The organism is Vibrio sp. 10N.261.51.F11 (assembly GCF_041471665.1).
GTDB classification, from domain to species: Bacteria; Pseudomonadota; Gammaproteobacteria; order Enterobacterales; family Vibrionaceae; genus Vibrio; species Vibrio crassostreae_C.
In genome coordinates, this window is sequence record NZ_JBFROW010000059.1 from 19,561 (window position 1) to 30,948 (window position 11,388).

At 42.9% G+C, this 11,388-nt stretch carries 10 protein-coding genes and 1 pseudogene; 9 read left to right on the forward strand and 2 right to left on the reverse strand.

What is annotated here, in order from left to right; translation table 11 throughout:
* Positions 1-18 precede the first annotated feature (18 nt).
* From AB4351_RS17580 to AB4351_RS17590, 3 genes are all read left to right on the forward strand, one after another.
* Positions 19-972, forward strand: a complete 954-nt coding sequence (locus AB4351_RS17580) for a ChaN family lipoprotein (RefSeq protein ID WP_102320045.1) — start codon at positions 19-21, stop codon at positions 970-972.
* A gap of 276 nt (positions 973-1,248) precedes the next feature.
* On the forward strand, positions 1,249-1,602 hold the full coding sequence (locus tag AB4351_RS17585) for a hypothetical protein (protein WP_065584854.1): 354 nt from the start codon (positions 1,249-1,251) through the stop codon (positions 1,600-1,602).
* A 122-nt stretch (positions 1,603-1,724) separates the two neighbouring features.
* Complete coding sequence (locus AB4351_RS17590) at positions 1,725-3,611, forward strand: BCCT family transporter (protein ID WP_248366474.1); 1,887 nt, start codon at positions 1,725-1,727, stop codon at positions 3,609-3,611.
* Between the two features lie 106 nt (positions 3,612-3,717).
* Here AB4351_RS17590 and AB4351_RS17595 read toward each other — a convergent pair whose 3' ends face one another.
* Positions 3,718-4,155, reverse strand: coding sequence for a YcgN family cysteine cluster protein (locus tag AB4351_RS17595; protein WP_017059388.1), 438 nt, complete (start codon positions 4,153-4,155; stop codon positions 3,718-3,720).
* Positions 4,156-4,314: 159 nt separating this feature from the next.
* On the opposite strand from AB4351_RS17595, the gene AB4351_RS17600 reads away from it, so the two are divergent.
* Positions 4,315-4,563: a YkgJ family cysteine cluster protein gene (locus AB4351_RS17600; protein ID WP_017059389.1), complete on the forward strand. Its 249-nt coding sequence runs from the start codon at positions 4,315-4,317 to the stop codon at positions 4,561-4,563.
* 20 nt (positions 4,564-4,583) lie between these two features.
* On the opposite strand, the pseudogene AB4351_RS17605 reads toward AB4351_RS17600, so the two are convergent.
* Positions 4,584-4,925, reverse strand: a pseudogene (locus tag AB4351_RS17605) (DDE-type integrase/transposase/recombinase); the annotation flags it as partial.
* 140 nt (positions 4,926-5,065) lie between these two features.
* Between AB4351_RS17605 and AB4351_RS17610 the strand changes: the two are divergent.
* From AB4351_RS17610 to aqpZ, 5 genes are all read left to right on the forward strand, one after another.
* On the forward strand, positions 5,066-6,031 hold the full coding sequence (locus tag AB4351_RS17610) for a LacI family DNA-binding transcriptional regulator (protein ID WP_017070321.1): 966 nt from the start codon (positions 5,066-5,068) through the stop codon (positions 6,029-6,031).
* A gap of 68 nt (positions 6,032-6,099) precedes the next feature.
* A complete protein-coding gene (locus AB4351_RS17615) occupies positions 6,100-7,833 on the forward strand; it encodes an alpha-glucosidase (protein ID WP_372126736.1) in 1,734 nt (577 codons plus the stop codon).
* A gap of 59 nt (positions 7,834-7,892) precedes the next feature.
* Positions 7,893-9,521: a PTS transporter subunit IIBC gene (locus AB4351_RS17620; protein WP_017070319.1), complete on the forward strand. Its 1,629-nt coding sequence runs from the start codon at positions 7,893-7,895 to the stop codon at positions 9,519-9,521.
* Between the two features lie 79 nt (positions 9,522-9,600).
* Positions 9,601-10,407, forward strand: a complete 807-nt coding sequence (locus tag AB4351_RS17625) for an endonuclease/exonuclease/phosphatase family protein (protein WP_019823193.1) — start codon at positions 9,601-9,603, stop codon at positions 10,405-10,407.
* 242 nt (positions 10,408-10,649) lie between these two features.
* Positions 10,650-11,339 (forward strand): aquaporin Z, encoded by a 690-nt coding sequence (gene aqpZ / locus AB4351_RS17630; RefSeq protein WP_372126738.1) that lies wholly within the window; start codon positions 10,650-10,652, stop codon positions 11,337-11,339.
* The last annotated feature ends 49 nt before the right edge of the window (positions 11,340-11,388 follow it).

Consider the following 11,388-nt stretch of genomic DNA (forward strand, 5'->3'; position numbering starts at 1 on the left):
TCTTCAAGGAGGCATTTCATGCAACGTATTATTCTTATCGGATTAGCTACTCTTCTCACGGCTTGTGCTAGTCAACCTGCAAAAGACACTTCTCAAAAAGTGGCTCAAACGGAATCCGTTTCCACATTCTATGACTACCAGTTCGCTTCTCCACAAGGCGAAACACTTTCTCTCGATGCATTACCCGAGCAGCTGATTGACGCTGATGTGGTTCTAATTGGCGAATGGCACACGCATTCTGCCATTCACCGCTTCCAAACCGACTTCTTAAAAGCGCGCCGCAACGCAACATCAAACATTGCGCTTTCAATGGAACAGTTCACTCGAGAGCACCAAGCCACACTTGACCAATACTTAAACGGCGAAATTGGCGAACAAATTCTCATGTCTCAAGCGGCAGCTTGGCCAAATTACGAAAGTGATTACCGCGCGTTAGTTGAGTTCGCAAAAGCCAACGACGTCGATGTTATTGCGGCAAATGCACCAAAGCCATTCGTGCAGTGTATTGGCCGTAAAGGATTGCCTTACCTAGACCAATTATCGACCGAGCAACGCCAATGGATTGCTACCGAAGTGGATACTGGCGATAGCCCTTACAAAGAAAAGTTCATGGCTTCTATGCATCACGGTACGCCAGAGCAAACAGAAAAGCAGTTTGCCGCTCAGGTTACCTGGGACGAAACCATGGCTGAGTCGATTGTGGATTACCTAGCATCAAACCCTGATAAACAAGTGATTCACGTGGCTGGCAAGTTCCACACCGAGGGTGGTTTAGGGACGGCGGCATCAATTCTACGTCGTAACCCTGATTTAAAAATCGCCATCATCAGCCCGGTTGAAGCGATCTCATCGGATAGCGGTGATTATCAGCTTGAAGTGCTTTCGCCGCCGGCTCGCTTTGTAAAGAAAGAGAACCGAATGAAGGCATACAAGCATCTGTCAAAACGTAGCGCTAGCCTAGAGTGTGAGTAGGATCTGTTGATCCACTCTTCTAAGCTAAAGAGTCGATGGGCTAATCCTAGATAATTAGCCCATCGTCACAACTTGATCACGTTCCCGTCATTCATCCTAACTCTATCTAAAATCAAACATTCTTATCGGCACAAGACTTGCTTAGTAAATAGACGATTTAACCAAGCAGACGAAAATGTAATGTGCGAATAAAAAAACATCACTATCGATGATTAATTGCACAAGTTTTTCACACCTCTGCCGATACTATATTTAAGGATAGGTAAGGAGAGCTATATGACGCCAGTAGGAACGAGTAATACTCAGCTGTATTCGCCTTCGCAGATGAACGCTAAGAGTTCAGCTAACGAAGCTGAAAAGCCTACACCGCTTAAGGTTGAGCAAAATACGGTTAGGCTTTCTGATGAAGGCAAAGCACTCTTATCTGTCCTAAAAGAAATTGATAAAGAAGCGAAGAAAGTCGAAGCAGAAAACGCGACAGTTACCGATAAAGTTGAGTCATTCGCTCATGGTGCCTTGGGTATGGATCACCCAGATAAGATTGAAGAAGAAGATGATGGTTCTTATTCAGCGGGGCAATACCTGTCCGCAGCGGCAACCGTAGGCGGTATTCTTCTCGCACTCATTTAGCCTTGCCAACCTGTCGTATTCTCTAGAATAAAAGCGATTTATCGTTACGACAATAGACCCGATTAGGTCTAAAAAACGAGTTCATTCCATAATTCCGCTCTCATTTTAATGGAATAATACTCGTGAAAAACACTTTTGAGCTTATCGATAAGCCAACCTTTTTTGGTGCTATAGCACTCCTACTCACGATAGTTTTCCCGCTCATTTTGTTCCCTGCACAGGGCGCAGACTGGATTGCGGTTGCGAAAACATTCATGACTGATCAACTCGGATTCCTGTATCTTGCTCTAGGTCTCGCAGCCTGTGCATTTATGGTGTACGTAGTATTCAGTGATATGGGACAAATTAAACTGGGCGAAGCTGATGAAGAGCCTGAGTTTAAAACTGCATCATGGGCTGCCATGCTATTTTGTGGCGGTATCGGTGCAAGTATCTTGTATTGGGGCTGTATTGAGTGGGCTTACTACTACCAATCACCGCCTTTCCAACTAGAACCTGGCAGTGAAGAAGCAGTACGCTGGGCTGCGACCTACGGCCTATTCCACTGGGGACCAATCGCATGGTCTATCTACCTAATCCCGGCAATTCCTATCGCTTACTTCTTCTACGTACGTAAACAACCTGTTCTAAAGATTTCAAGCGCATTAATGCCTGTTCTTGGTGAACACCGTAGTAAAGGCGTACCAGGAAAGATCGTTGATATCCTATTCATTTTCGGTCTATTAGGCGGCGCTGCAACAACATTAGGTTTAGCCGCTCCTCTGATCACTGAAGGTCTAAATCATCTATTTGGTCTACCTAAAAATAACCTAACGCAAGTGATGGTGCTTTTAGTGTGTACTGCGATTTTTGCTTACTCATCTTATGCTGGATTGGAAAAAGGCATCAAGATCCTAAGTAACATCAACTTCTGGGGTGCGATGGGTCTACTGGCTTTCGTTCTGATCGCGGGTCCAACAATCTTCATGTTAGAAACAGGCTTAGACTCAATTGGTCGTCTACTGTCTAACTTCTTCGTGATGGCAACGTGGGCTGAACCATTTGGTGGTTACGGTACATTCGAAAACACTCACTTCCCACAAGACTGGACGATTTTCTACTGGGCATGGTGGCTAGTATTTGCACCGAGTATGGGTCTGTTTGTTGCGCGTATCTCTCGCGGCAGAACCATCAAACAAATGGTGTCAGGGTCGATCTTCTTTGGTTCTCTAGGTTGTTTCCTGTTCTTCATGATCTTAGGTAACTACGGCCTATCACTGCAGCTTTCTGGTGAGCTAGATGTCGTTGCCATTTTGAATGCGGAAGGCGCAACCAAAGCTATCTTCTCGATGCTTGCACAATTGCCAATGAGCACGTTAGTGATCGCCGTATTTACACTGTTGTGTATTATTTTTACTGCGACAACCTTTGACTCTATATCTTACATTCTGGCTTCTGTGGTTCAGAACAACGTGACCGAAGAGCCAATGCGCTGGAACCGTATGTTCTGGGCATTTACTCTGTCGTTCTTACCAACGATTCTAATGTTCTTAGGCGGTCTAAGTACGCTACAAACGGCGGCGATTGTTGGTGGCTTACCACTGCTTGCTATCTCTGTGATGCTGATGATTTCAGCGGTTCGTGCGACTAACCTCGACCTACGCCATCAAGATGCGTATATCGAGCCAACGATCAACATCGAAGAACTGCCAGACATGGACCCTTGGTCTGCTGAAGGTATGGCGTTGGCTCAGTTTGAGAAAGAAAGAGATGCAGCACAAGAAGCCGCAGAACTTGAGCGTGTTGCTTACACAGAACTTGCCGCAGTGAAGAAAGAAATTCGCGCTTATGTGTTAGAACAAGGTTCACAAATGGAAACTCACGAGTTACCAGAGAACCTACAACAAGCACTTGAGCAGGCCGAGAGTAATCTTAGTGCCGCACAAGCGAAAAAGATCGAGTTATCTGAGCAAGCTCAGAATGCTCGTATCACGTTCAATCAGGTGGTTGCAGACTTACCGCTTGCTTGACATTAGCCATGACACAGTCCATTGATTTGGACCCTCCTAAATACGACAAAGGCTCACAGAAATGTGAGCCTTTTTTTTATTCGGGTGATTGACTAGTCTTCGTTAACTAGCGGTTCGGGTGGTTCAAGATGTGATCTTCCCAATCGACAACATCGATTTCGTATACCACTTTGTTACGAACGCTTTCACCTGCTGCATGCATCTCTGTTTTTGATCCGGTGATCAACGGGTGCCATTCAGGGATCGGCTTAGATTCTGATAGAAGACGGTAAGCACAAGTGTCTGGTAGCCAGTGAAACTCATCGATCTTGTCACGAGTCAGCTTCAAACATTCTTCACCTGAAGTGAAGCGGTTCGGGTAATCTTTACACGAACATGTTTTGTCGTTTAACCAGCTACACGCCACATTGGTGTAGTAAACTTCATCGCTATCTTCATCCATTAGTTTATGCAGGCAGCACTTACCACAACCGTCACAAAGTGATTCCCACTCGTTCTCGGTCATCTGTTCTAGTGTCTTTTCTTGCCAAAATGGATTCGTCATAGGATTACTTCTTACTCTTTTACTGGGGTGCGTGTTATACCGCTAGCCCATAAAAAGTTCAAGGATAATAATTGTTCATTCTTTGATTCAATCAACAGCTGTCACTCTCATCATTTTTTGCTACTATCGCGCACCCTGTTATTTAGTGAGTTTAATTTGATGGAATGTCGCCTAGGTTGTGGAGCATGCTGTATCGCTCCAAGTATTACATCTGCTATTCCTGGAATGCCTAATGGTAAGCCTGCTGGGGTACGCTGCATCCAATTAAATGAGCAAGATCTCTGCAAATTATTTGGTCAACCTTCACGCCCGAAGGTATGTCACCAATTCAAAGCTTGCCCTGTCATTTGTGGTAAAACCGACCAAGAAGCCCTTGATAACCTGATCGAGTTAGAAGCTATTACCTAAGCGTATTAGCCCTTTTCTATATCCCAGCAATTTCTTTTCCTACTCATACTTTGCTTTAGGTTATAGGTGCTTATGAGGCCTCAATAGTCTTTCAAACGATACTGACTACCTCGCTATGAGTAATAACCGTTTCAGGAAACTCTCGGCGAAATAAAGCCATCGATAAGACATCACAGATCAATGAGGCCTTTATTCTCGTACCCATAAACCAACCAATAACTTGCCTTGAATAAAGGTCAATAATGGCAACTAATTATAGCCAATATTTGTTTGTAGCTACGTCGGTGATATCTCCTGCCCATTTTTAAATTAGCAGTCGTTGCACTGAAGACCTGAGCGAGCAAGGCCGTAACTACGGGTATTCAGTTCAGGTCAAGAAGTGGACAATATCTTATAAACTTGAAGTACTATGTGTATATCATCAGGTAGCGTTTTTATTTACTTTGTTGTCAGCCAATATATTGGATAATATGGCAATAATACATTATGGAAGGAAAATGTGATGAGTAAAAAAATGACCATGGCGGAGATTTCAAGACAGCTTGGAATTTCAACAATGACCGTGTCACGTTACTTTAATGACGGTTATGTCTCGGCTGAAAATCGCCTTAAAATTGATGCTATCGTCAAAGAAAATCATTATACCCCTAATATATTTGCTCGTTCCATTCGTAGCCAATCTAATATTATTGGTTTCGTTGCTCCTCGCATTGAGTCATATACAACTAGCTTAGTAATCAAAGGGGCACTGGCGGCTGCCAATGAATCACAAGTACGAATGCTTTTTCATGCCTCAGGGTTTAACCATGAGTCAGAATGCCAAGCTGTGAGAGAGTTTAATGGCTTAAATGCATTGGGCACTATTATTATTGCTTCAAAGCACAGTGTCGAAGAGACGTTTTATCAAACCTTAGACAATGTGTTATTTATTGGTAAAAACACCCCCCACCATTGCTGTTTATATTACCCCGACCATGCTGCAATTAAAGCACTCGTTTCCCAAACCATCACTCAGTTAAAACAACAGCAGGCACCGCTGGCAGCCGTACATTATATTTATGATGAGCGTATGCTTTCCAGCCGTACTAAGTTGATGCAAGCCACCATTACTGACACCGTCCCTGAGTTGAATTTTTCACTACAAGCTCTAGCCAACTCGGAGGACAAAGCCGGCTACCAGGCAATTCAATTACAGCCTAATCATGTCTACTTTTGTGCCACCGATAATATTGCTATTCGTTTATATCGTCGCGCCAAAGAACAGCAACTCAAGATTGGTCATAACTTATGGATTGTAGGCATGGGTGACTATGACTACAGCGATTTGTTAGTCCCAAGCCTGACTACTGTCGCTTTTAACTACTATCAAGTGGGCTACCAAGCTGTCAAAAAATTGCTCAAGCGCGATTTCAGTTCCGTTGAAGGCACATTCGACATAAGAATGAGAGAAAGTTCACAGTTTCTCTGAAATTGTATTGAGTCCAAATAGGTTCCATTTAACACTATGTGTTAACGATAACACACATAGTATAACCGATGACACTCGCTAATAATCTACACTCAAAACCACTCGCGTGGTGGAAGAAAGCAACTGCCTACCAAATTTATCCCCGTAGTTTTTATGATACAAACCAGGACGGTATTGGTGACATCAATGGGATCATTGCTAAGCTAGATTATCTTGCTGATTTGGGCATTGATTTAATATGGATCTGCCCATTCTACGCATCACCGAATGATGATAACGGTTACGATATCAGTGACTATCAAGCGATTCATCCTGACTTTGGAACCCTTGAGGATGTGGATAAATTAATCACTGCTGCTCATGAACGTGGCATTCGCATTATTATGGATTTAGTGATAAACCACACTAGCGATGAGCATCCATGGTTCATCGAATCGCGAGATAACAAAGATAGCCCTAAGCGTGATTGGTATATTTGGCGTGATGGTTGTGAGCCTACAGCTGAAAAGCCGACTTGCGAACCAAATAACTGGGAAAGTATTTTTCATGGTAGTGCATGGGAATATGATGACAAAACTGCACAATATTATTTGCACCTATTTTCTAAAAAACAGCCAGATCTTAATTGGGAAAACCCTGAAGTTAAACAAGCACTATTTAAAATGATTCATTGGTGGTTGGAACGAGGTATTGATGGTTTCCGTGTCGATGCAATTAGCCATATTCAAAAACAAGCTGGTTTACCCTCTTTACCCAATCCAAAGGGTGAAAACTATGTCTCTTCATTCGATTATCATATGAATGTGGCAGGGATTGAAAAACATCTGTATGAGTTAAAAGAGCAGGCGTTTTCGCCTTTTGATATCGTGACCGTTGGTGAGGCCAATGGGGTGACGGCCGACAACGCATTGCCTTGGGTTGCTGAAGCGACCGAGCACGATCAAGGTGGTGTTTTTAACATGATTTTTCAGTTTGAACACATGAAGCTATGGTCGGAAGAACAAAGCAACGAGAATTTCGATCTCGTGGCGTTCAAACGCATTTTATCGCGTTGGCAAGATGCCTTAGAAGGTAAAGGCTGGAATGCGCTTTATTTAGAAAACCACGATCAAGCTCGTAGTATTGATACTTTTGCCGATCCTAACTCTAGGTATGCCAGTGCTACCGCGTTAGCGAATTGTTATTTCTTGATGAAAGGGACTCCATTTATTTATCAGGGCCAAGAGATTGGTCTGGTAAATCATCAGTTTACTTCTCTTGACGAATTTAACGATGTATCTGCGAGAAATTTAATTCAAAAGCTATCGCAACAAGGTCAGAGCGATGCCGATATCTTAGCCTTGTTAAATCAAGTATCCCGCGACCACAGTCGCTTGCCAATGCAATGGAATGACCAGGATTTTGCCGGTTTTTCTGAGGTGCAACCTTGGTTCTCGGTGAATCAACAGTATGCAGATATCAATGTTGAGCAACAACAGCAAGATCCAAATTCGATCTTAGGTTTCTATAAGCAGTTGATTGCTTTGCGTAAGTCACATGAAAGCTTAGTGGTTGGCCGTTATCAATTACTGCTAGCTAACGATCCTAATATCTATGTTTATCAACGTGTTGCTCAAGATATGACATGGACCATTATTACCAATTTAAGTCCACAAGAGAGCGTTGTTGATATCGACTGCACCCAATTAGGCGAGTTAATGCTTGATAATCAGAATATTAACAATGAACACGTTCGCTCAGATTTTATAACAACGCAAATAGCCCCCGCTTATGCCGCGTATATATTTGCAAGAAAGCACTAAATTATATTTATGGCTAGGCGCTGATAACGTTAGCCTGTATTTAAATCAAGGAACTATTTATGAGTAAGTTACTATCGTTTGATTTTTGGCAACGATTTGGGAAGTCCCTTATCGTTGTTATCGCGGTGATGCCTGCCGCTGGTATCATGATATCACTAGGTAAAGTGGTCGCAATGTATGCGGGTGGGTTTGGTGCCATTGAAACACTAGGCGCTATAATGGAAAACATAGGTTGGGGGATCATTGTTAACCTTCACCTATTATTTGCGGTCGCGATTGGTGGCTCGTGGGCAAAAGAGCGTGCAGGTGGCGCATTTGCCGCGCTAATTGCCTTCATCTTAATCAACCGTATCACTGGGGTTATATTGGGCGTGGATAACGCTATGCTCAGTGACCCAGAAGCGGTTGTGATGAGCCTATTTGGTTCTGAGTTACCTGTCTCTCAATTCTTCACGAATATTTTGGGTGCTCCTGCCCTAAATATGGGTGTGTTTATCGGTATTATGTCTGGCTATTTAGGTGCCAACTTATTTAACCGCTATCATGACTTCGCTCGCTTACCTCAGGCATTAGCATTTTTCAACGGTAAGCGTTTTGTACCTTTTGTTGTTATTTTCTATTCGCTGATTATTGCGTTTGGTTTATCTGTAATATGGCCTTTAATTCAAGGTGCGCTTAATGATTTTGGTCAATGGATTGCTACCTCTAAAGACACTGCGCCGATCACTGCTCCTTTCTTGTATGGTACGTTAGAGCGTTTATTACTGCCATTTGGTTTACACCACACTTTAACTATTCCAATGAATTACACCGAGTTGGGTGGTACTTATGAGCTTTTGACTGGGATGAATGCGGGCTCAAGTGTTTATGGTCAAGATCCATTATGGCTTGCTTGGGTCAGCGATTTAAATAATCTTAAATTAAGCGATCCGACAACTTACCAACACCTGTTAGATACGGTGCACCCAGCACGCTTTAAAGCAGGCCAAGTTATTATCGCAGCCTCTTCATTGATTGGTATTGGACTTGCGATGTATCACTGTGTTGATAGTGATAAGCGCGCACAATATAAGCCAATGTTCTTATCTGCCTGTCTTGCTGTGTTATTAACCGGTGTGACTGAGCCTATTGAATTCATGTTTATGTTTATCGCTCCCGTTTTGTATGTTGCACATGCTGTGTTAACAGGAGTTGCATTTGCGTTGGTCGATGTGATGGACCTACGTGTACATGCCTTTGGTTTGATTGAGTTACTCACTCGTATACCTATGATGGTTTCAGCGGGCATCGGTGGTGATCTGGTTCGCTTTGCATTAGTTTCTATTGTTTTCTTTGTGGTTAACTATGGATTGTTCCGCTTCCTAATCGTGAAATTGAAGTTACCAACACCGGGTCGTATGGGTAACTACCTGGATGAAAGCTCAGAATCGATGTCAGAAGATGAGAAGATGAACATTATTATTCAGAATTTAGGTGGCCGTGCCAATATTGCTGAGATTGATGCTTGTATGACTCGCTTGCGTATTACAGTTAATGATCCGAAGTTGGTTGCTGAATATGCGTCATGGAAGCCGACAGGGGCTCTTGGTGCTGTGATTAAAGAACAGGGTGTACAAGTTATTTATGGCCCTGGGGTGGATGTTATTAAATCTAAGTTAATAGAGAAATATTCAGCACAACCTGCGTAATTCTTTTTAGATCAAATAACCTCGAGAAACGCAGCCTTGCGCTGCGTTTTATCTCACTAGAATAAATAAGTGAATAATAATGAAGTTAATGACACTAAATACCCACAGTTGGCAAGAAGAAAAACAGCTAGAAAAGTTAGATGTGGTCGCGCAAGCCATTATCGAGCAAGGGTGCGATGTGGTTGCATTACAGGAAGTGAATCAACATCAAGATAGCCCGGCCGTTGATGCCAATATATTAACCAATCACACTGTGTTGGCGAATAACTATGGTTATTTATTACAGAAAAAACTCATGGAATACGGTCATCACTACCAACTTACGTGGGATTTCGTTCATCAAAGTTATGAAGTATATCAAGAGGGGCTCTCATTTTTAACGCGACTACCGATTGTCGAACATGAGGTCATTGATTTAAGTGATAACTATGATGTGAGCTTTTGGAAACATCGGCGAGCAGTGCGTATTAAAGTGACCTCTCAACAGGGTGATTTTAATCTTTATAATTGTCATTGTGGCTGGTGGAATGACTCAGAGAACTCATTTGAGGATCAGTTCGACCGAATCAAGGCAACTTTACCAACAGAGTTGAGCTTTCTATTAGGCGATTTCAACAACCCAAGCCATATACGTAATGAAGGCTATGATTACGTATTACAACGCGGTTTGATGGATTGTTATGAAGTTGCTGAAATCAAAGATGATGGAACCACTGTCATTAAAAACATTGATGGTTGGGAGCAAAATAGCCAAGCGTTACGCATTGATTTAGTACTTAGTAATCAGCCTGTAGTGGTAAAGCAGCATAAGGTGATTTTTAATCACGATTTTTATCCGGTTGTATCAGATCACTTTGGGGTGTTGGTAGAAGTAGAACTTACTTAATTTTTATCAACTCATCGTAGTTTAAATAAAAAGAATACTGACACAAATACGGCTAATTATCAGGTCACTCTTACTTGCTAAAATAGCGATAGAATACGACTGACCTTAACGATCTTTAGTGCGAGTTCGAAGTGATTACATAAGATTCTCTGTTCTTTCTTTCAACTATATACACAAGATTTCACACTTCTGCGAAATCTAAACTATCTTATTGATACTGGTAAAGATTAATAAGGATCGTTATGAATAGGTATATCGCAGAAATATTCGGTACATTTTGGTTGGTGTTAGGTGGTTGTGGTAGTGCCGTCTTAGCCGCTGCTTTTCCCGATGTAGGTATCGGCTTACTCGGGGTTTCCCTCGCGTTTGGTTTAACCGTACTCACCATGGCTTTTGCTATTGGCCATATATCCGGCTGTCATCTCAACCCTGCTGTTACAATTGGTCTTTGGAGTGGTGGTCGCTTTGATGGCAAGGATGTTGCGCCTTATATTATTGCCCAAGTGATTGGCGGTATTATCGCGGGCGGCGTGCTATTTGTGATTGCTTCAGGACAAGCTGGCTTTGATGCAGCTGCCTCTGGCTTTGCTTCCAATGGTTATGGTGAACACTCACCGGGCGGTTACTCGCTCACTGCGGCTCTCGTTTGTGAAGTAGTCATGACCATGGTTTTCCTATTCGTGATTATGGGCGCGACTGATTCGAAAGCACCGGCTGGATTTGCACCTATCGCGATTGGTCTCTGTTTGACCTTGATTCACCTTATCAGTATTCCTGTAACCAACACCTCTGTGAACCCTGCTCGAAGTACCGGCGTGGCTGTATTTGTCGGTGATTGGGCCGTTTCGCAATTGTGGCTATTCTGGGTTGCACCGATTATTGGTGCCGTGATTGGCGCGATGATATACAAAGCGGTAAGAGGTTCAGATTAAGCGCTGAAAAACGTCTAAAGCAATAAAAGAAAAAGGTTCATCGCGGCTT